Origin of the sequence: Natronomonas sp., assembly GCF_046483325.1 — an archaeon.
GTDB lineage: Archaea > Halobacteriota > Halobacteria > Halobacteriales > Haloarculaceae > Natronomonas.
Genome location: NZ_JAWODL010000011.1, coordinates 60699 through 81668, shown reverse-complemented (window position 1 = coordinate 81668; position 20970 = coordinate 60699). Strand labels below are relative to the sequence as shown.

Sequence of the window (20970 nt, the reverse complement as noted above, 5' to 3'; positions counted from 1 at the left end):
GGGCACTGAAAAGTCGTTCCGTCCCGACAGCCCGGACAGCGCGTCCTCGCACCACGACTATCCCTCGCGTCGGAGCCGTCGAACGACGAACGCGTCGTCCATCGCCGCGAGAAACGGGCCGAGTCGAGGCCCCTCGTCTCCGTCGAGGAACAGCCGGTAGCCGGCGCCGAAGAACTCACCGACCGAGACGTCGTTCCGGCGAGCCGTCTCGTAAATCTCGCTTTGAAGCGCCTCCTCGTCCGGTGACTCCGATTCGATGAACGCGGCGAGTTCGTCGAGCGCGGCCGCGGTCTCCTCCTCGAAGTCGGTCTCGGGGAGCTTCTCGGCGAGTCGGTAATTGAACTCGTTGTCCGTACGCACCGCCCACGTTCGCGCGTTCTCGATGCGCTCTAAGGCGGCGTCGATCTCGGCGTCCGTCGCGCCCTCGGGGAGGTGTCCCGAACGCTGCGCCATCTGCACGCGAAGATCGCGGTCGTCGGTCATCCCGAGGACGGCGGCGAACGTGTAGGGGATGCGGATCGGATGCGAGTCGGCGTCGTCGACGACCATCGGGTACGCACGCTCGGCGAGTTCCGTCTCGGTCTCGGCGGCGTCCTCCTCTCCGAAGTAGATCCGCTCGAACCGATCGAACTCGTCGACGAGTCGGTCGAGCCGTCGGATGTCGAAATCGCGCTGTTTCTTCGGATTCTTCGTAAAGAAGTACCGCAACACCTCGACCTCGAGGATTTCGAGGACCTCCTCGACGGTGATGAGGTTGCCGGCCGACGAGGAGAGGGCGTCGCCGTTGAGCGTGAACCACTCGTAGACCATCGGAACCGGCGGTTCGAACCCGAACACCTCGCGGGCGATCGTCTCTCCGGATGGCCACGATCCCTCGGCGTGATCCTTGCCGAACGGCTCGAAGTCGGCGCCGAGCGTCAGCCACTGCGCCGGCCACTCGAAGCGCCACGGGAGCTTTCCCTCCCGGAACGTCGCCGTCCCCTCGTGGCCGCAGCCTTCGATGACATCGTCGCCCGCCTCGACGTCCGTACAGACGTAGTCGACTGTCTCCGCGTCGAGGTCGATCGCGGTGATCGTCTCAGTGAGGTTGCCGCACTCGTGACACTGTGGAAAAAAGGGGACGTACTCCTCGTCGACCTTGTCCTGGAATTCCGAGAGGACGTTTCGCGCCGTCTCGCGGTGTTCGAAGACATGTCGAACCGCGTCGTCGAACCGACCGGACTCGTACAGGACCGTGTTCGAGACCATCTCGATCGGGACGCCGACGGCCGCCGCGGATCGGCGCAACAGTTCGGTGAAGTGCGCCCCATAGGAGTCACAGCAACCGAACGGGTCCGGGATGTCCGTGTACGGCTTGCCGAGGTTCCGGCCGAGCGCGCCCGCATCGACAGCTCCGAGTCCGACGACGTTCCACTCCAGATCCGCGAGCTTGCGCGGCAGTTTTCGGAGGCGATCCTTGTCGTCGGTGGTGAACACCTGTCGGACCTCGTGGCCGCGGTCTCGGAGCGCTTCGGCGACGAAGTATCCCCGCATGATCTCGTTGAAGTGCCCGAGATGCGGAACACCGGAGGGCGAGACGCCACCCTTGATGACGATCGGCTCCTCCGGATTGTGTGCTTCGATTTCATCCGCAATGGCATCGGCCCAAAAGGCCCGATGCTCGCCGTCGCCGGTGCCGTAGGGGTCACTCATCCGGGAGGACCTCCGTCCCGTCGGCCTCGTCGGCGACGGCCGCCGCGATCCGGGACGGCTCGGAACCGTCCAACACGACGGCGCGCAGTCCGGACCGTTCGATGATCTTCGCGGCGAGCAGATCGACCGGGGCGTTCGAGCCCGCCGCCGTCTCGATGGAGGCGATGACGTCGACGAGCTCGCTCGCCGTCAGTTCGTCGTAGCGCTCGGCGTCGGGATCGGCGTTCGGGTCGGCCGAGAAGACGCCGGGGACGCTCGTCCCGAAGACGAGCAGGTCCGCCTCGACCATCTCCGCCAACAGCGCCGCGACGGCGTCGGTCGTGTGGCCGGGCGTCGTCCCGCCCATCACGGCGACCTCGCCGCGACGGAGCGAGGCGCGGGCGTCCTCGTGTGATTCGGCCGGTTCCGGTGTCGCGGAGCGATCGAGGGCGGCGATCAGGAGGCGGGCGTTCAGCCGGGTCACGTCGATCCCCAGCGAGTCGAGATCGTACTCGGTGGCACCGATCTCCCGCGCCGTCTGTATGTAGCGACGTGCGACACCGCCGCCGCCGACGACCGTTGCGACCTCGTGACCGTCCGCGACCAACCCGTCGATAACGTTCGCGTGTGCGTCGACCCGGTCAGCATCGAGATTCGGGGCGAGAACGCTCCCACCGATAGAAACGATAACTCTCATTACCGAACGGTTGCCGGGTTTCGCTCTTAAGGGTTGTCAAGCCCTCCGACACCTACAAGCGCCCGGAGCCGTACGAACGGGTATGTATACCGTATCACTACTCGGCTCGGACGCCGAACCGGCGGCTTCCCGGCTCGCGGCCGCGGTCGACGGACGCGTCGGAATCGTGCGCGCCGACCCCTCGCGGACGGATGGTAGTCGAACGCTCGCCCGCTCGACGACGGAGTACGTCGTCGACGACGAGTGGCACGCGAGCGGTGACGGACTCTCCGCTGGCGATGCCGTCGATCGACTGGCACCCGATCACGACTACGCGTTCGTGCTCGGGGTGCCGGACGCACGATTTCCGGCGCTCGTGGTCGGCGACGAGGACGCCTCGGATCCGCTCGTCTCCGCGGCGAGCGTAGACGATCTCGACACCGACGCCGCGATCGAAGCGATTCACGGCACCGAGTCGTACGAGACGCTGGAATCGCTCGTCGCCGCGGTAAAACGATCCGACGCGGCGGCGTACTCCGGAGCGATCGCCACGTTCACCGGGCGCGTCCGCGCGAAGGAGAACGCCGACGACGATCGGACGCACTATCTCGAGTTCGAAAAGTACGAGGGCGTCGCCGAGACGAAGATGGACACCATCGAAACCGAACTGGAGGAGCGCGACGGCGTGTTAGACGTCCGATTGCACCACCGGACCGGCCGGGTCCTCGGAGGCGAGGATATCGTGTTCGTCGTCGTTCTCGCCGGCCACCGCGGGGAGGCCTTCGACGCGGTCCGCGATGGGATCAATCGGCTGAAAGACGAGGTTCCGCTATTCAAAAAGGAAGTCACCGATGCCGAGGAGTTTTGGGTTCACGATCGGGAGTGATCCTGTCGGCGGGCCCACAATTTCCACTGGAGATCTCGGGTTACATGGGCGTGCTACCACCCGAAACCCGTGTTTTATCACTGCTCCCCCCGACGAAAATGTAGAGTATATTTCTTCGTGTTATAAATAAAAGAAAGTCTTAGATACGTCTTTAAATTGTCCGCGACGTTCTTAACGATTTGTAAAACGTTCGGTGCATCCACGATTTACAGCAAATCGAGCCGAACGCATCCGAAGTTTCTCCCCTTTATATACTCATCCGGCGGCAAGGGGGGAGTGAGGTGTCAGACATGAGCGTCACAACGAACCCAGCGACCGAAAGTAAAGAAACACGACTTCGCCGGTATCTCAGCCAGCGCGCCGAGGACGGCGAGGTGTATATAAAAGGCAAGTTCATCGCCGACGATGTGGAGCTCTCCCCGAAGGAGATCGGGGCCCTGATGGTGAAACTCCGCGATTCCGCGCCCGATCTCGAGATCGAAAAGTGGTCTTACACGTCCGCGACCACCTGGCGAGTCACGCAGGGATAAGCCGAACACGCGAGTTGTAGGACGCTCGCGACGATCGCCGCAGACTGACACCGGCCGCCCGCCGGTTCCCGCCACGTTCCTCCCGTCGAGCAACTCTACGGTATCGTCCGGTAGCATCGGCCGCCGACAGGGGATTTATTTCTGTCAGACACGTTCCTTCGACCGATGGATCCCCCGCATCGGTCGTCGGACCACGCCGGGCCGCCGCCGGAGTCGCTCCTCCCCGCGTTTCGGACCACCGATATCGCCGTCGAAGAGGGCGGCCGAATCGTCTACTACGGCCACCCACAGATCGGGATTCGCCGGCTCGAACGCGAGGTCTGGCCGCTGTTCCGCGAGCACGGCTACGAGGTCCGACTCGACACGGTTCGCGACAGCGAGCCGGATCCGATAACCGGCGTCGAGATCGGCGAGACGCGCCGCGCGCTCGTCGCGGAGCCGCGTCGACTCGGCGTCGACGGAATCCCCTGGACGAACCTCGTGATGTTTCTCGCGACGGTGCTGACGACGCTCTATGCCGGCTCGATCTGGTACTACGAGCAGATCGAGGGTCCGCTCGATCTGCTCGCCGGCTGGCCGTTCGCGCTCTCCGTGCTCGGCGTCCTCGCCGTCCACGAACTGGGACACTACGCACTCTCTCGGTACCACGGCGTCGACGCGAGCCTCCCGTATTTCATCCCGGTACCGAGTTTCATCGGTACGTTCGGCGCGCTGATCTCCATGCGCGGGCGAATCCCGGATCGGAAGGCGCTCTTCGACATCGGCGTGTCGGGGCCACTCGCGGGGCTCGCCGCGGCGATCTGCGTCGCGGTGATCGGCCTCCACCTCGATCCGGTGCAGGTCCCCGAGTACGTCCGAGAGAGCGAGACGGCGATCGAACTCCAACTCGGCTATCCGCCGCTGCTCGAGTTCCTCGCGTGGGCGACCGGCCAACAGCTCACCTACGAGGACCCCGGTCTCGTCGCCAGCCCGGTCATCTTCGGCGCGTGGGTCGGCCTCTTCGTGACGTTCTTGAACCTGCTCCCGGTCGGCCAACTCGACGGCGGGCACATCGTCCGATCGATGGTCGGCGAGCGCGCCGAGACGATCGCCTCGCTCGTTCCCGGCGGGCTCTTCGGGCTGGCGGCGTATCTCGCCTTCTTTACCGACGCGAGCTCGAACGCCCCTATCCTGTGGGCGTTCTGGGGCCTCATCACGTTGCTTTTGGCCTACGTCGGCCTCGTCACGCCGGTCTTCGACGAACCGCTGGACCCGGCGCGGATGGCGATCGGCGTGCTCACCTTTCTCCTCGGCGTCCTCTGTTTCACGCCCGTTCCGATCGAGATCATCGGTCCGTAGCCCCGTATTATCCGTCCGTCGCCAACCGTTTCATCCACCCGTCGCCGATCAGTGAGTGAACCCCCGATCCGAGAGCGACTCACCGTCCATCCGAACGCCGCCGTCGGTGACGCTCCCAACCGGCGTCAGCGCCGCAGGACTCGCATCGGCAGCTTCGGCCAGCGACTCCTCGGGAACGGTGCACACCAACTCGAAGTCCTCGCCGAAGTGGATCGCCAGCTCGCGCTCCTCGCTCGGATCGGCTGCAACCGCCTCGACGGCGTCGTCGACCGGGACATCGGCGTACGACACCGACATGCCGCAGTCGCTCGCCTCGGCGAGCTGGTGGAGCGATCGGGCCATCCCGTCGCTCGAATCCATCATCGAACTCGCATACGGCGCGATCGATCGCCCCGTGGCGACCCGCGGTTCGAACCGGAACAGCTCGTTCGCCCGCTCCGTCTCTCCGCCCTCGAAGAGCCGCACAGCGGCCCCGCTCCGACCCAGGGTTCCCGTCACACAGATAACGTCTCCGGGTGCCGCCCCGGATCGGTAGACGGGCGCGTCAGTTCGCCCGAGGGCGGTCGTCGAGACGGTGAACTCCTCGTGGCCGTCGAGGTCGCCGCCGACGTACTCGGCGTCGACGGCCGCGCACACGTCGAGACAGCCGTCGAGGAACGCTTCGATCTCCGCGGTTTCGAACGACGGCGAGGCGTAGATCGCCAGCGCCGCCGTCGCCTCCGCTCCCATCGCGGCGACGTCCGAGAGCGACGCGCCGACGGCGCGCCAGCCGGCGGTGTATCTCGTCGTTCCGTCCGGAAAATCGGTCGTCTCGTGGAGCATGTCCGTGGTCGCGACGAGGCCGTCGATCACCGCACAGTCGTCGCCGGCCGCCGAAACCACATTGCCCACGACCGAGAGGGCCGCCCGTTCGTCCATGGCAGTTGATCGACCGGCCGGACAATAGGGCCATCGATGCGGCCGGCGTGGTGTGGTATGGGCCTCCACCGAATCCACCGGAGACCAACAGCGTTAAACGCGCCGGACGGGAACCGGGAGCCAATGACGACGTTCTACGACGTACCCGCCGACGACCTCCTCGAGGCCGTCGCAGAGAAGCTCGAAGACGATCTCGAAGCGCCCGACTGGATCGAATTCGCCAAGACCGGCACCAGCCGCGAACTGCCGCCCGAGCAGGAGGACTTCTGGAGCCGTCGCGCCGCCAGCCTGCTTCGGAAGGTCGCCATCGACGGTCCCGTCGGTGTCGAACGACTTCGAACCGCCTACGGCGACGCCACCAACGGCTCGACGCGCTACCGCGTCCGCCCGAACCAGAAACGCGAAGGCTCAGGAAACGTCATCCGAACCGCCCTTCAGCAGCTCGAAGCGGCCGGCTACGTCGAGAACTCCGAAGCGCGCGGTCGGACGGTCAGCGGCGAGGGGCGCGCCCTCCTCGACGAGACCGCCGCCGAACTCATCGAGGAACTCGACCGGCCCGAACTCGAGCGCTACGCCTGACATCGCCCGTTCGATCCGTATTTTCCCGTTCGATCCGAGTCGGATACCGGAAGGATTCTAACCGTCCCCCGACTGTCCCCGATCGATGACGTTCAGCGATCGGCTTCGGGATCGAACCGTCGGCGCGGTCGTCGGGCTGACGATCCTCTCTTTGGCGCTCCGGTTCGTCGATCTCGGCGGCCGAATCACCCACTGGGACGAGGGTCGCGTCGCCTACTGGATTCTCGAGTACGGCGACACGGGGGTACTGTTCTACCGGCCGATCGTCCACGGGCCGCTGCTGAAACTGGTGAACGCGCCGCTGGTCGAGTTGCTGGGCGCGACGGACGCCGTGATGCGGCTGTTCCCAGCACTGGTCGGGGGGCTGGTGCCGCTCGTCGCGCTCGCGTTCCGCCACCGTCTCCGCGACGTCGCCGTCGTCGCGCTCGCGGCTCTCCTCGCGCTCGACCCGGCTTTGCTCTACTACTCGCGGTTCATGCGTAACGACATCCTCGTCGCCGTCTTCTGCGTCGTCGCGTTCGCCGCGCTCGTCCGGGCGATCGATTTCGACGACGGACGGTATCTCGTGGCCGCGGCGGTCGCGTTGGCGCTCGGCTTCGGTGCCAAGGAGAACGCGCTGGCGTACCTGTTCGCCTTCGTCGGGGCGGCGGGACTGTTGGCGATACACCGGATCGCGTTCGCGTACCTCGAGGACCGCTCGCCGATCTCGGAGTTGAAGCGGCTGTTGCGCTGGGGATACGACGGCGTCAGACGCCACCTCCGCGCGCTCGTCGGCAGCGTCGTCGCGTTCGTCGCCGTCGTCGGGTCCGTCTATGCCCCCCGCGGGCAACTCCCGTCTGAGGGGACCTACTATCGCTCCTGTAGCGGGTACGACCCGATCGTCGGTATCGAAGGTGCGCCGACGCTCGGCGAGGCGCTCGCGAACCCGCTTTTGCTCCCTCGGCTCGGCTGGTACACCCTCGGTTCGACCGCCGAACTGTACGCCTGCCAGTGGGTGACGCCGCGAACCGACGAGCCGAACCCCTATTTTGAATATTTGACCGAGCTGGCGTCGATCACCGGCGAAGCCTCCGCCGCGCTCGTCGGGCTCGCCGTCGTCGGCTACGCGGTGACGCTGTATCGCCCCGGAGCCCCCGACGACCTCGTGTCGTTCTGTTTCTACTGGGGGGCCGCCTCGATGGTCGGCTACCCGCTGATCACGGATATCGGTGGTGCCGCCTGGCTTGTCGTCCACATCGTGCTCCCGCTCGCGGTTCCCGCCGCGTTCGCTGCGGCCGTCCTCTACGACGCGGGGCGGGACGCTCGGGTACAGGGCGACACGACGAGCGTCGCGATGTCGGTGCTGCTCGCCGCGCTGCTCGTCGGCAGCGTCGTCTCGACCGGCTACGCGACGAGTTTCGATCAGCCGACCGCCGACGAGAACCCGCTCGTCCAGTACGCACAGCCCTCGGCGGAGACGAAGTCCACGCTGCTCGACGTACGGACGCTCGCTGATCGAAACGAGGGCACCGACGTCGTCATCGCCGGCGGGAACCTCTCGGATCCGACCGGCGGCGGCGAGTTGGATCGCCGGCCCAACTGTGCCGACTGGTTCGAGATGCTCCCGCTGCCGTGGTACTTCGAAGCCGGCGAGATGGAGACCGAGTGTGCGCCCGACGAGGCCGACGTCGACGACGCCCTCGACGACGGGCCGCCGGTCATCATCGCCAAACAGGAAGACAGCACGCTTGTCGATGCCCGAATCGACGACCGGTACGATCGGCGGGTCCACCGGATGCGGACGACGGGCAACGAGTACGTTTACTATGTTGATACAGCGAGAGGATCCCACCCTTCCCGTGAGTGAATCGCGTAAGCTCCGTGCCACAATCTCCGTGGCTGTTGCCTGAACGCGAACGCCGCGAATGGTAACCTTCTCAACGGATCGCCCACGAGGGGCGAGCATGCACCACCGCACCCCGGCCGCGATCGTCGGCGTCGTCGGCGGCGGCCAACTCGGCCGTATGATGGGCGAAGCCGCGGGTCCACTCGGGATCGAACTGGTCGTCTCGGACCCGACGCCGGACTGCCCGGCCGCACCGGTCGTCCGCGATCAGATCGTCGGCGACTTCGACGACTACGACGCGATCCGCGAACTCGCCCAGCGCGCGGACGTGCTCACCTTCGAGATCGAACTCGCCGATCCCGACGAGATGGAACGCGTCGGTGAGGAGACCGACACGCCAGTCCACCCCGACCCCGACACGCTCCGGACGCTCCAGGACAAACTCGTGCAAAACCGGACGCTCGCCGCGGAGGGGGTTCCCCTCCCCGAGTTCCGGCGCGTCGACGACGCTGACGACCTCCTCGACGCGGGTGCGGAACTCGGCTGGCCGCTCATGCTCAAAGCCCGCGAAGGCGGCTACGACGGCCGGGGCAACCGTCCCGTCGACGACCCCGACGACATCGACGAGGCGCTCGAAGAGATCGGCGGCCCGGCACTCGCCGAGGAACTGGTCGATTTTGAGCGCGAACTCGCGATCATGGGCGCGGTCGGCGACAGCGAAGCGGACGCGTATCCGGTGACGGAGACGGTCCAACGCGAGGAGATCCTGAGGGAATCGGTCGCGCCGGCCCGTATCGATGACACCGTCCGAGAACGGGCCCGCGAGGTCGCCTTCGACGTGTTGGATCTGCTCGACGGTCGCGGCGTCTACGGGATCGAACTGTTCGAGACCGGCGAGGGCGAAATTCTGGTCAACGAGATCGCGCCTCGCCCGCACAACTCCGGCCACTGGACGATCGAGGGGACGCGCTGTTCACAGTTCGAACAGCACCTGCGGGCCGTGTCGGGGTGGCCGCTCGGCGACACGGCGCTGCGATCGCCGGCGGTGACGGCGAACCTGCTCGGCGGCGTCGAGAGCCCCCGTCCGGCAGACCTCGTCGGGACCGACTCGATACTCGAAACGCCCGAGGCGTCGCTGCACTGGTACGGCAAACGCGAGGTCCGCCCGCTTCGGAAAATGGGCCACGTCACTCTCGCCGACGCCGAAATAGGCCGTGAGGCGTTGCTCTCGCGAGCGCGCGCGCTGGTCGACGGCGTGACGTTCGAGTGACGGCCGTTTTCAGCGTGTCGGTTGTGCGCGACGCGTGACCGCGACCGCTCGGATTTTTATCTTTCGATCCAACCGATCGGTAATGAGACCAGCTCGTACGACACGACCGAGGCGACGCTCGCTCCTCGCGGCGATCGGGACCGGGATGAGCGCCGTCACTGCCGGCTGTCTTGGCGGTAACGCCGCCGAGTCGGCAGGAGACGGGGGTGACGGGGGTGACGCTGACGCCGACGAGCAGACGTTTCCCGAACATCCGGTCGACGAACCCCGCGATCCGCCCCCTGGGCGGCGCTGTGATGGCCCCTGCGGGATGGAGCCCGCCGCTTACCCCGAGCAGAACGCACAGATCGCACACACCGGTGGCGAGGGCGTCTTCTTCGACAGTGTCGGCTGTCTCACCACCTATCACTACGATCCGGCGTTTTACTACGGACCCGACTCGGCCGTCGAGAACGTGTGGGTTCGCGATTTCGGCACGAAGGAACTCGTCGACGGGACGACGGCGTTCTACGTTCTCGACTACGACAGAGAGCGCCACGAGGAAGTGATGGCGCACAACCCCAAGCCGTTCGTCGATCGGGCCGATGCAGTCGCGTACGTCGATTCCTACGGCGATCTCACGGATGACGATATCGTGGGCTTCGACGCGTTCGGGGCCGAACAGGCGCACCGATATCGGGACTATCCGCTCCCCGACGATGGGTGAGCGACGAGTCGCGAAACCACAACGCCCAAGCGATCGCCGTACGCTGACTCGCACATGACCCGATCTGCCGAGGTACAGGCGCTCATCGACCTGTTTGAATCCGAGGCCGACCGCGATCGACCCGACGACGAGACGCCAGACGTGGGGATCGTGATGGGGTCGGACTCCGATCTCGACACGATGTACGGTGCCTACGAGGCGCTGACGCAACTCGGTTTCGAGGAGCTCACCGACTACGACGATCCGCCCGAGAGCCGCTTCACTTTCGAGACGTTCGTCGTTTCTGCACACCGGACACCCGAGTTGATGTACGTCTACGGCGGGACGGCACGCGAGCGGGGCCTGGACGTGATAATCGCCGGTGCGGGCGGCAAGTCGGCTGACCTGCCGAACATGACCGCGTCGATCGCCTACCCGATCCCCGTGATCGGCGTTCCCGTCCAGGAGAAGTCGGTTGATTCGGTCATCGGCATGCCCACCGGCGCCCCGCTCGTCGCCGTCGACGCCGGCAAGTCGTTCAACGCGGCGCTGTCGGCCGTACAAGTTCTCTCGCGGGCGCACCCGGAACTGGAAGCGCGCCTCGACGAGTATCACGACGGGCTTCAGGATTCGGTCGGCTCCGTCTCCCAACGGCTGCACGAACTCGGAACCGAACTGTTCCGCGAGGAGCGCTGACGGAAAATCGGGCGACTCGGTCGCCCTCGCACGACTCAACAACCCTTAATAGGCTGACTTCCGAAGTGTCGTACGATACAGACCGCATGAGTGATCCATGGATCGCCGTCGGCGCGCTGGCGCTCGTGGGGCTCGCCATCCCCATCTCGATGATCGTCGTCTCGAGCCTCCTTCGCCCCAGCGTGCCCGAACAAGGAAAGCGCGCAACCTACGAGTCCGGTGAGATCCCGACCGGGGACACGCGCATCCGTTTCAACATCCAATATTACATGGTCGCGTTGCTGTTCGTTGTCTTCGACATCGAGACGGTGCTCATCTTCCCGTGGGCGCTGATCTACAGCGACGCTGTCACCGAATTTGGACTCGGACCGGTGTTGGGACCGATGCTCGTCTTCCTCGCGATTCTCGCTATCGGCCTCGGGTGGGCGTGGCGTAACGGTGCCGTTCGCTGGATCAAGAGCGAACGTGCGGAGATCAAATCCCAACTATGAGCAGCGAAAGCGAGAAACTCCACGACACGGTCTCGACGCAGGATGCCCGGATGGGCGACGGCGTCGATACGCGATTCAACTCGAAACTCCGGGAGGCGTTCGGTTCGACTCCCTTCATTCTCACCAAGTTCGACCAGTTCATGAACTGGGTGCGGGGGAACTCGATGTTCATGCTGCAGTTCGGGATCGCCTGCTGCAGCATCGAGATGATCCACAGTTACGCGATCAAACACGACCTCGATCGGTTCGGGGCGGGCGTCCCCCGCGCCTCGCCGCGACAGGCCGACGTGATCATCGTGCCCGGTACGATCGTCTCGAAGTTCGCTCCCCGGATGAAACGCGTCTACGATCAGATGCCCGAACCGAAGTTCGTCGTCGGGATGGGTTCGTGCACCATCTCCGGAGGCCCGTTCCAGGAGGGCTACAACGTGATCAAGGGTGCCGAGGAAGTCATCCCGGTCGACATCCACGTCCCAGGCTGTCCGCCGCGGCCGGAGGCGCTGATCTACGGGATCGCCAAACTCCAAGAACGGATCAAGAACGGCGAGAGTTCGCCGGTGACGGTCAAACCGTACGAACTCGAACAGTTCGGCGACCTCGAACGCGACGAGTTGGTCCAACATCTGGCCGATCGGATCGACGAGGAGGACCTCGTAATGCGGTACAACTGGGCTGATTCGCCATGAGCTTGGAGGAACCGCGCCGCCCCGACGTCGGCGAAACGGCCGACGGGACCGTCGATTACGACGCGCTCGAAGCGCTGCTCGGAGAGACGGTTATCGGTCGCGAAGAGCACAGGAACGCTCCGGCGTTCGTCGTTCGCGCCGACGAGGTCCAGACGGCGCTGTCGGCGCTCAAAACCGAGGCGGGCTTCGACTATCTCTCGTGCGTCACCGCCCAGCAGTACGAGGACCGCTTCGAGTCGATCTATCACCTGAAAAAGTACGACGATCCCACACAGGAGGTCGGGATCGTCGTTCCAACCCCTACCGACGAGCCGGTCAGCCAGACCGCGGAGCCGGTCTATCGGACGGCCGACTGGCACGAGCGCGAGGCGTACGATCTGGTCGGCATCGAGTACGACGGTCACCCCGACATGCGGCGCATCCTGCTGCCCGAGACGTGGCAGGGACACCCGCTCGGGAAGGATTACAACCCCGAAAAACCGCAGGTCGTCCCCTTCCAGGAACACGCGAATCCGCTTCAGGCCGACAGTCGTCTCGAAGGTGCCGAGTCCGACACGATGTTGCTCAACATCGGACCGCACCACCCGGCGACCCACGGCGTCCTCCACGTCAAGGCGGTGCTTGACGGCGAGCAGATCGCCGACGTGGAACCGGATATCGGCTACCTCCACCGCTGTGAGGAGCAGATGTGCCAGCAGTCGACGTACCGCCACCAGATCATGCCCTACCCCGATCGGTGGGACTACGTTTCGGCCGGCATCCTCAACGAATGGGCCTACGCCCGCGCCGCCGAGGACATGGCCGACATCGAGGTGCCCGAATACGCACAGGTCATCCGGACGATGTCCGCCGAACTGTGCCGGATCGCGAGTCACATGCTCGCGTTGGGAACGTTCGCGTTGGACGTCTTCGGGGACTTCACAGCCGTCTTCCAGTACGCCTTCCGTGACCGCGAGGTCGTCCAGAACATCCTCGAGGATCTGACCGGCCAGCGGCTGATGTTCAATTACCTCCGCCTCGGCGGGGTCGCGTGGGACCTCCCTGAGCCCCGAGCAGAGTTCTTCGAGAAGATTCGGGATTTCCTCGACGGGCTTCCGGAGAAAGTGACCGAGTATCACAACCTAATCACCGCCAACGAGATCTTCCAAGTCCGCTGTGTCGGCACCGGCGAACTCCCGCCCGCGGTTGCGAAACAGTACGGCGCGACGGGTCCCGTCGCCCGCGGCTCCGGCATCGACATCGACCTCCGGCGAGACGACCCCTACGGCTACTACGAGAACCTCGATTGGGACGTCGTCACCGGGGACGGCTGCGACAACTACAGCCGCGTGCTCGTCAGGATGCGCGAGGTCGAAGAATCCGCGAAGATCATCGAACAGTGCGTCGATCTGCTCGAGGAGTGGCCCGAGGACGAACGGGAGATCCAATCGAACGTCCCGCGGACGCTGAAACCCGACGCGGACACGGAGGTGTACCGCGGCGTCGAGGCCGCGAAGGGCGAACTCGGGATCTACATGCGCTCGGACGGGACCGACAAGCCCGCCCGGTTCAAGATCCGCAGCCCGTGTTTTTGTAACCTACACACGCTGCGCGAGATGACTGAGGGCGAGTACCTCCCCGATCTCATCGCCTCGCTCGGCAGTCTCGACATCGTGCTCGGGGAGGTCGACCGATGACACTGCAGGGCGCACCGCTCCCGGAACGGCTCGTCGAGATCCTCCCGTTCGGCTCGGGACCGCTCGGGACGGCCATCGCGGCGCTTCTTGGCGCGGCGCTCATCGGCACGCTGATGATGTCGATGACGGCCGTCGCCGGCCCGTGGGCCAAACGAAAGATCACGGCGGCGTTCACCGACCGGTATGCGGTCAATCGTCTCGGACCGTTTGGAATCTTCATCATCGTCGCCGACGCGGTCCGGCTCCTCTCGAAGGAGCTCATCGTCCCCGAGGGCGTCGATCGCCCGGCGTGGGACCTCGCGCCGATCGTGCTGGCCTTCTCGGCGCTTCTGGGCTTCGCCGTCATCCCGATGGGAAGTGGGATCCACCTGGCCGATCCCGAGGTCGGCCTCGTCTACGTCTTCGCCATTTCCTCGATCGCTTCGCTGGGGTTGGTCATGGCGGGCTACGCCTCGAACAACAAGTACTCCATGCTCGGCGGGCTCCGGGCGGTCGCCCAGAACCTCGCCTACGAGATACCGCTGGTGTTGATCGCGGCGTCGGTCGTCCTCTTCGCCGGCTCGCTGCAGATGAGCGAAATCGTCGCCATCCAAGCTGAACCGCTCGTCGAACTCGGTGCGGTGTCGATCCCGACGTGGTACGCCTTCGTCAACCCCTTCGCGTTCGTGTTGTTCCTTATCGCGAACCTGATGGAGGTCGGCCGCAACCCCTTCGACATCCCCGAGGCTCCGACTGAGATCGTCGCGGGTTATCAGACCGAGTACTCGAGCGTCTACTTCGTGCTCATCTATCTCGGTGAGTTCCTGCACATCTTCCTCGGCGGCGCGGTCATCGCCACGCTCTTTCTCGGCGGGCCCGCCGGTCCCGGTCCCGAAGCCCTCGGGATCGTGTGGTTCGTCGTGAAGATCTGGACCGTCTTCCTGTTTACCCAGTGGGCGCGCTCGGCGCTGCCGCGGCTTCGGATCGACCAGTTGATCGAGATCGGCTGGAAGGGAATGCTCGTCCTCTCGCTCGCGAACCTCGTTCTCACCGCCGTTATCGTGGGAGTGATCGCCTAATGATCGGAATGCTCAAATCGATGGCAACGACGATGAAACACGCGCTGGACGGCGAGAAGTTCACCGTCCAGTACCCCGAGGAGACGCCGGACGTCTCGCCGCGGTTCCGCGGCGTCCACAAGTTCTCTCAGGAGCGCTGTATCTGGTGTCGCCAGTGCGAGAAGGTGTGTCCGAACGACACGATCCAGATCGTCATGGACGACCAGCGAAACGGTGAACAGTACAACCTCCACATCGGCCAGTGTATCTACTGTCGGCTCTGCGAGGAGGTCTGCCCGGTCGACGCTATCCTTCTGACCCAGAACTTCGAGTTCACGGGCGACACGAAGGACGAACTCGCGTACAACAAAGAGCAGCTGAAGAACGTGCCGTGGTACAACGACATCGACCCGCTGGCATCGCGGGAGCCGGATCGCGAGGCGTGGGTCGGTGAGGGCGACGGCGACGTCGACTACCAGTAACGTCTCGTGGCGATGGGAACTCCCACGATATACGGCTAGAGTTCGCTGATTTCAGGGGTACAGCCGTTTCGTATTGTTCGGCCAAGACCCGATCCGGCCTAGCGAAGCGGCTGTCGGTCCACCTGACACCGGTCTGACGATCGCGGCAGGATCGTCGCGCGAACCCTCAGCCAGAGCACAAGGCTTTTTCCGAACGTGGTCGACGTGGCACCTATGTCCGAGCCCTCCACGTTCGACACGGCGTCCAGCGCTTACGACATATCAACGGTCGGTCTCGACGACGACTACTACGAGGTCAAGCAATCAGCGATCCGGAACAAATACGTCGTTCGTGACAGCGCCGGCAACGTCGTCTTGCGCGGAAAGCAGAAGCTGTTCAAGCTGAAAGAGGAGTTCCCGTTCGTGACCGGTGACGACGAAGACGCCTTCAGCGTGAAAGCCGGCGGTATTATCGATGTCGCAGGAAATTACACCATCACAGACGCCGGAACTGGCGAAGACGTCGTGGTTCTCGATGAGGACTTTTCGCTGTTCGTGGAGACCTGGACGATCCGAGATCCGGACACGGGGGAGGCCCTGGCGACCATTCAGTCGAAAAACAAGCTTCTTTCCGCACTTCGGCACCTCGTCTCCGTGGCGAATCTCGTCCCGAACAAGTACGAGATATTCGACGCTGACGGGGGTCATGTCGGGAACATCGACGGAGCGTTCTCGCTTCGGGACACCTACACGGTTACCGTCGACGATGCCAACGACGTCCCCAAAGAAGCGGTACTCGCCGCCGCGTGTATCCTCGATGCCCTCGAAAACGAGTAATACGAGGCCTCATGTTTAACAGCGCCGATCGCAGATGCGATCGATGATGCGACCCGTCGAGAGCAGTTCGCGCTCGCTTTGGGGGTTGGGGTCCCGCGCGGAGGCCCGCACGACCTCACACTCGATCCCCTCCGACTCCAACATCCCCGAGAGCGTTCTCTCGTCGTGATGTTGATCGTGGCCGAGGACGATCACGTCCGGATCGATCTCGCGGATCGGGACGAAGAAATCCTCGGTGTGTCCGAGTCGGGCGTCGTCCACCGGGTCCAGCGCACTCACCATCTCAAGCCGTTGGCGGTCGGAGACGATGGGCTTCGGCTTGTGGGTGACGTTCTCGGAGCGAGCGACGATCACGTCGAGACGATCGCCGTATGATCTCGCATCCGTCAGGTAGTGGAGGTGCCCGGGGTGCAGGAGGTCGAATGTCCCCTGTGCGACGACCTGCTTCATTTGAGCTCCCGATCGATGTCCGCCTGGGTGAAATCGAAGAACTGCTCGTCCGGTACGTCGACGGCCAGTACATCGAGGTCGGTCGGTTGTCCGTCGCGATCGAAGGCTTGCCAGTCGGTACGGCGGTACGGTGCGCCGACGATGATGTGTATCTTCCCTTTGGTAAACGTCATCAGATCGGCGTCGCTCGGTCGTAGGACACCGTTCGGATGGGAGTGAACCGAGCCGATGCTGTTGAGATCGTTCGGCAGATAGGTCGGCTTGAACTCCGCGCTCGTGGGGTTGGTCTTCGTCCCCGGGGCGAGCAGCACGTCGGTGATGACCGTCCCCTCGCGGTCGAGCCCAAGCGTTCGGGCGTCCTGTCCGCGGAGTTGCCCCATGTACTCGTTCGGGTGTGCGTCCTCCGACGCTTCAAGAGCCAACTGGAGCGCGTCATCGGCGATGCCGATGATCTCGCTCTTCCGGAAGAGTTTCGGTTTCCAAATCGACCCGAACAGACCCATATCCGACAGTCGGGTCGCCCGACAACTAAGCGTTCCGGGTTCGTCGGCCGCGTGTACACCCGGTTGATTTCGACCCGACCGACACCGTTCGACGATCACGAGCGACTCGAGATCCGGACGAACTGGATACAACACGCTTAAAACTCGTCAGAACCCACCGTTCGACAATGACTTCATCTGCTGGCGGCGACGCAGATCCCGATTCCTTCGAGCGGGTCGTCAAGGATCTGGCGTCCGGTTGTACCGTTGACGATATCCAGGAGGGGGAACTCTACGTGGCGACGGTGAACGGCATCGTCGAGTACGGCGTATTCGTCGATCTCTCCGAACAGGTATCCGGACTCGTACACGACTCGAAACTCGACGGCACGTACGAGGTCGGCGACGAAATGCTCGTTCGGCTCGTCGAGATTCGGGAGAACGGTGACCTCGGTTTCGAGGACGTCACCGCCGAGTTCGACGGAATCGACCGGAACGACGTCGCACACGGCGACGGCGTCACGATTGACGAATTGGGTGACCGAGCCGACGAGGCGGTCTACGTCGAGGGCGACGTCGTCCAGATCAAACAGACGGCGGGACCGACGATCTTCTCGGTTCGCGACGGAACCGGTGTCGTCCCCTGTGCGGCCTTCGACGAGGCCGGCGTTCGTGCCTACCCCGCGATCGAACTCGGTGACACTGTCCGCGTGACCGGGTCTGTCGGGACGCACGAAGACGCTCCTCAGATCGAAGTGGACAAACTCGTTCGGCTCCGTGGCGAGGCGAAAACCGAGGTCAGAGAGCGCGTCGACGCCGCAGTAGCGGCGGAAGCCGAACCAGCCGATCCCGACCCGCTCATCGAGTGGCCGGCGTTCGATTCGCTCCGCGACGATCTCACCGCCGTCGCCCGCCGGCTCCGGACCGCCGTTCTCGAAGGCCGTCCGATCAGGGTTCGCCACCACGCCGACGGCGACGGGATGTGCGCCGCCATTCCCGTCCAAATCGCGTTGGAGAACTTCATCGCCGAGGTTCACGCCGACCCCGGCGCGCCGCGGCATCTGTTCAAGCGACTGCCGTCGAAGGCCCCGTTCTACGAGATGGAGGACGTCACCCGCGATCTCAACTTCGCCCTCGAGGACGCAGAGCGACACGGCCAGCAGCTCCCGTTGCTCTTTATGATCGATAACGGCTCGACGGAAGAAGACACGCCGGCCTACCGGGCGCTCGCTCAGTACGACATCCCGATCATCGCCGTCGATCACCACCACCCCGACCCCGACGCGGTCGGTCCGCTACTCGAAGAGCATGTCAACCCCTACCTCCACGGCGAGGACTACCGGATCACGACCGGGATGATGTGCGTCGAGTTGGCGCGAATGATCGACCCGTCGATCACCGACGACCTTCGGCACGTCTCGGCCGTCGCCGGACTCGCCGACCGATCGAAAGCCGACGCGATGGACGACTACCTGGCCTTGGCGGCCGAGGCCGGCTACGACGATGACGAACTCGGGGACATCGTCGAGGCGCTCGATTACGCCGCGCATTGGCTCCGCTATCAGTCCGGTCCGAACCTCATCAGCGACGCCCTCGATCTCGATTGCGACGACGCCGACAGACACGCAGAACTCGTCGAGTTTCTCTCTTCGCGCGCCCGTCGAGACGTCGAAAGGCAACTCGACGACGCCGAACCGCACGTCGAACACGAGCGACTCGACAACGACGCGCACCTCTACCGGATCGACGTCGAGAATCACGCGCGCCGGTTCACCTACCCCGCGCCCGGAAAGACGACCGGTGAACTCCACGACCGGAAGGTGACCGAAACCGGCGACCCCGTCATCACCATCGGGATCGGTCCGGATTTCGCGGTGCTTCGATCGGACGGCGTCAGACTCGACATCCCGAACATGGTGACGGAACTGCAGGAGGAACTCGTCGGCGCCGGCATCTCCGGCGGCGGCCACCTCGTCGTCGGATCGATCAAGTTCGTCCCCGGTGCCCGCGAGCGGGTGCTCGACGCGCTCGTCGAAAAGATGGAGGCAGCCGAACTCGATGCGGAACTCCGGAGCACGCTCCTTCGGGACGACGACTGATCCCGCCGTTTACATTACCACTGCCAGTCGGTTATCGCCTTCCGTTTTCGGACGAACTCGATCCGACGAACGAGCAGCAACGCCCCGCTCACTGCGACCGCGGTCACGGCGAATAATCCCACGGGAACCGGATTTCGTTGGCTCTCGCGCCAATCGTCGGTGAAAACCGATGCGTAGTACGCCGCGGGTTCGTCGCCGTCCAAAGCGACGAGGACCTCCCTGTTGTCGGACTGCGCCGATCGGACCCAGTTGAGACTCCCGACAACGGCGGTGTCGTCGGCGATCACGCCCTTCGTATGTATCTTCTCGTATCCGTCGGCGTCGTCGACTCGGGCTTCGAGATCCCAGCCTTCGGCGTCGGCGCGACGATTCAACCACTCGACGAGTTCGGCGTTGTCCTCCTCGACGTACCAACTGCCGCCGAGGTGAATCCGAACGCGGACGCCGCGATCCGCGGCGCGAAGCACCGCCCGGAGGAGGTCGTTCCCGCGGCTGTCGATGCGAACCTGTTGGACCAACACCCGGTCGTCGGCCGCATCGACGATCGAGACGAGTTCCGTGGCCGCGTTGTCCGGTGCGACGAGGACGGTCGTCGCCTCGACGTCGATCCGTTCGGGCTCGTGCCGGGGGTCGAACTCCCCGATCGCTGGGTCGCCGTCCGCGAAGTCCCGGCCGCTCTGGTACGCGCTCCACGGCGTCGCGGCGCGCCACGACCAGTCCGACTCGTGAACCGTCGCGAGCGCAGCGGCGGCCGAGCGATCGTCGAGGACCACACTCCAGCCACGACTGGACATCCCGCCCGTGCCGGCCGGTTTGAAATTCTCCGTCGAGACGAGCGCCCGATCGTCGACGACCGCGTATTTCGGGTGATGGTGTTGATACCGGCGATGGGGGCCGGCCAGTAGTCGGACTTCGACGCCCCCATCGACCAATCGGTCGAGCTGACGCGCCTGCCGCTCGCTTATCCCGCCCACGGGCGCGCCGTCGAGCAGGACGCGAACGTCGACGTCGTCGTTCGCTCGCTCGAGTAAGACGTCCGCGAGCCGCTCGGACGTGAACGTGTAGCCGGCGACGTGGATCCGATCGGTCGCCGATCGAACCGTCTCGACGGTTCGATCGGGTGCGTCCGGCAGCACGAACGCCGTCGCGGAACCGCCATCGGTTCGAATCGGCTCGTGCTCCGTCGCGCCGATCGGCCGCCACTCGTCACTCTCGAAATCCCGGAGCGCGGATTCCGGTGCGTTTCGGTAGCGTGCGGTCGCGATGGGTTCGTCCCCGGCTTCGATCGCCAGACGATCGCCGTCGTCGGCCAACAGCAACCGTCCGGAGAGCGGTTCGACGCGGTGATCGGTGTCGTTCCGCGCGGCCGACGGTTGCATCGAGAATGCGACGGTCCCGTTCAGCGTCCGGTTCGGGAGCCGTGCGGTCGTCTCCCCGTCGGTGAGCGTCCACCCCGAGGTGTTCGTCGCTTCGTCGAACCGAACGGTGACGAACTCGCCGGGATCGCCGTCGGCGACGGGGTTCGGGTACGCCGCCACGAGCGTCGCGTTCGCTGGTCCAGTCGTGGCTCCATCCGACGCAGTCGCTGGTACTGGAAGTCCCGTTCCCACCGCCAGTACCAACGCGACGGCGATGACGACGATTCGTGCGGACACAGGGTGTGTGGTCCCGTGGTAG

General features: G+C 64.8%; 21 protein-coding genes. 15 read left to right on the top strand and 6 right to left on the bottom strand.

What is annotated here, in order from left to right; genetic code table 11:
• Positions 1 to 57: 57 nt before the first annotated feature.
• Positions 58 to 1692: a lysine--tRNA ligase gene (gene lysS / locus R6U53_RS02595; RefSeq protein WP_410320814.1), complete on the bottom strand. Its 1635-nt coding sequence runs from the start codon at positions 1690 to 1692 to the stop codon at positions 58 to 60.
• The gene (pyrH, locus tag R6U53_RS02590; RefSeq protein ID WP_410320813.1) at positions 1685 to 2368 is read right to left on the bottom strand and encodes a UMP kinase; all 684 of its coding nucleotides are present in this window, start codon (positions 2366 to 2368) and stop codon (positions 1685 to 1687) included. Before pyrH ends, lysS begins: the two co-directional genes overlap by 8 nt.
• 82 nt (positions 2369 to 2450) lie before the next feature.
• On the opposite strand from pyrH, the gene R6U53_RS02585 reads away from it, so the two are divergent.
• The 3 genes from R6U53_RS02585 (at position 2451) to R6U53_RS02575 (ending at position 5101) form a co-directional block, all read left to right on the top strand.
• Positions 2451 to 3233 carry a molybdopterin synthase gene (locus R6U53_RS02585; protein ID WP_410320812.1) on the top strand — a complete coding sequence of 261 codons (783 nt, stop codon included), beginning with the start codon at positions 2451 to 2453 and terminating at the stop codon, positions 3231 to 3233.
• A 290-nt stretch (positions 3234 to 3523) separates the two neighbouring features.
• Positions 3524 to 3763 (top strand): hypothetical protein, encoded by a 240-nt coding sequence (locus R6U53_RS02580; RefSeq protein ID WP_410320811.1) that lies wholly within the window; start codon positions 3524 to 3526, stop codon positions 3761 to 3763.
• Positions 3764 to 3928: 165 nt separating this feature from the next.
• The gene (locus tag R6U53_RS02575; protein ID WP_410320810.1) at positions 3929 to 5101 is read left to right on the top strand and encodes a site-2 protease family protein; all 1173 of its coding nucleotides are present in this window, start codon (positions 3929 to 3931) and stop codon (positions 5099 to 5101) included.
• Between the two features lie 48 nt (positions 5102 to 5149).
• On the opposite strand, the gene thiL is transcribed toward R6U53_RS02575, so the two are convergent.
• Complete coding sequence (gene thiL, locus R6U53_RS02570; protein WP_410320809.1) at positions 5150 to 6019, bottom strand: thiamine-phosphate kinase; 870 nt, start codon at positions 6017 to 6019, stop codon at positions 5150 to 5152.
• Positions 6020 to 6142: 123 nt separating this feature from the next.
• On the opposite strand from thiL, the gene R6U53_RS02565 reads away from it, so the two are divergent.
• The 11 genes from R6U53_RS02565 (at position 6143) to R6U53_RS02515 (ending at position 16262) form a co-directional block, all read left to right on the top strand.
• Complete coding sequence (locus R6U53_RS02565) at positions 6143 to 6598, top strand: 30S ribosomal protein S19e (protein WP_410320808.1); 456 nt, start codon at positions 6143 to 6145, stop codon at positions 6596 to 6598.
• Between the two features lie 85 nt (positions 6599 to 6683).
• Positions 6684 to 8444, top strand: coding sequence for a flippase activity-associated protein Agl23 (locus R6U53_RS02560; RefSeq protein ID WP_410320807.1), 1761 nt, complete (start codon positions 6684 to 6686; stop codon positions 8442 to 8444).
• Positions 8445 to 8541: 97 nt separating this feature from the next.
• On the top strand, positions 8542 to 9693 hold the full coding sequence (locus R6U53_RS02555) for a 5-(carboxyamino)imidazole ribonucleotide synthase (RefSeq protein WP_410320806.1): 1152 nt from the start codon (positions 8542 to 8544) through the stop codon (positions 9691 to 9693).
• Between the two features lie 82 nt (positions 9694 to 9775).
• Positions 9776 to 10399 carry a nitrous oxide reductase accessory protein NosL gene (locus R6U53_RS02550; RefSeq protein WP_410320805.1) on the top strand — a complete coding sequence of 208 codons (624 nt, stop codon included), beginning with the start codon at positions 9776 to 9778 and terminating at the stop codon, positions 10397 to 10399.
• Positions 10400 to 10453: 54 nt separating this feature from the next.
• The gene (gene purE / locus R6U53_RS02545; RefSeq protein WP_410320804.1) at positions 10454 to 11074 is read left to right on the top strand and encodes a 5-(carboxyamino)imidazole ribonucleotide mutase; all 621 of its coding nucleotides are present in this window, start codon (positions 10454 to 10456) and stop codon (positions 11072 to 11074) included.
• Positions 11075 to 11160: 86 nt separating this feature from the next.
• Positions 11161 to 11565, top strand: coding sequence for an NADH-quinone oxidoreductase subunit A (locus R6U53_RS02540; protein WP_410320803.1), 405 nt, complete (start codon positions 11161 to 11163; stop codon positions 11563 to 11565).
• A complete protein-coding gene (locus R6U53_RS02535) occupies positions 11562 to 12251 on the top strand; it encodes an NADH-quinone oxidoreductase subunit B (protein WP_410320802.1) in 690 nt (229 codons plus the stop codon). Before R6U53_RS02540 ends, R6U53_RS02535 begins: the two co-directional genes overlap by 4 nt.
• Entirely contained in the window at positions 12248 to 13927 is a 1680-nt protein-coding gene (locus R6U53_RS02530; RefSeq protein WP_410320801.1) for an NADH-quinone oxidoreductase subunit D, read from the top strand. Before R6U53_RS02535 ends, R6U53_RS02530 begins: the two co-directional genes overlap by 4 nt.
• 2 nt (positions 13928 to 13929) lie before the next feature.
• Entirely contained in the window at positions 13930 to 14985 is a 1056-nt protein-coding gene (locus R6U53_RS02525; protein ID WP_410320867.1) for a complex I subunit 1/NuoH family protein, read from the top strand.
• On the top strand, positions 14985 to 15446 hold the full coding sequence (locus R6U53_RS02520) for a NuoI/complex I 23 kDa subunit family protein (RefSeq protein ID WP_410320800.1): 462 nt from the start codon (positions 14985 to 14987) through the stop codon (positions 15444 to 15446). Before R6U53_RS02525 ends, R6U53_RS02520 begins: the two co-directional genes overlap by 1 nt.
• 213 nt (positions 15447 to 15659) lie before the next feature.
• Entirely contained in the window at positions 15660 to 16262 is a 603-nt protein-coding gene (locus R6U53_RS02515) for an LURP-one-related/scramblase family protein (protein WP_410320799.1), read from the top strand.
• 15 nt (positions 16263 to 16277) lie between these two features.
• Here the strand turns inward: R6U53_RS02515 and R6U53_RS02510 are convergent, their stop codons facing one another.
• Positions 16278 to 16712 (bottom strand): adenylyltransferase/cytidyltransferase family protein, encoded by a 435-nt coding sequence (locus tag R6U53_RS02510; protein WP_410320798.1) that lies wholly within the window; start codon positions 16710 to 16712, stop codon positions 16278 to 16280.
• On the bottom strand, positions 16709 to 17215 hold the full coding sequence (locus tag R6U53_RS02505; RefSeq protein ID WP_410320797.1) for a Mov34/MPN/PAD-1 family protein: 507 nt from the start codon (positions 17213 to 17215) through the stop codon (positions 16709 to 16711). Before R6U53_RS02505 ends, R6U53_RS02510 begins: the two co-directional genes overlap by 4 nt.
• Positions 17216 to 17382: 167 nt before the next feature.
• On the opposite strand from R6U53_RS02505, the gene R6U53_RS02500 reads away from it, so the two are divergent.
• Positions 17383 to 19293 carry a DHH family phosphoesterase gene (locus tag R6U53_RS02500; RefSeq protein WP_410320796.1) on the top strand — a complete coding sequence of 637 codons (1911 nt, stop codon included), beginning with the start codon at positions 17383 to 17385 and terminating at the stop codon, positions 19291 to 19293.
• A gap of 14 nt (positions 19294 to 19307) precedes the next feature.
• Here the strand turns inward: R6U53_RS02500 and R6U53_RS02495 are convergent, their stop codons facing one another.
• Positions 19308 to 20948, bottom strand: a complete 1641-nt coding sequence (locus tag R6U53_RS02495; RefSeq protein ID WP_410320795.1) for a phospholipase D-like domain-containing protein — start codon at positions 20946 to 20948, stop codon at positions 19308 to 19310.
• Positions 20949 to 20970 lie beyond the last annotated feature (22 nt).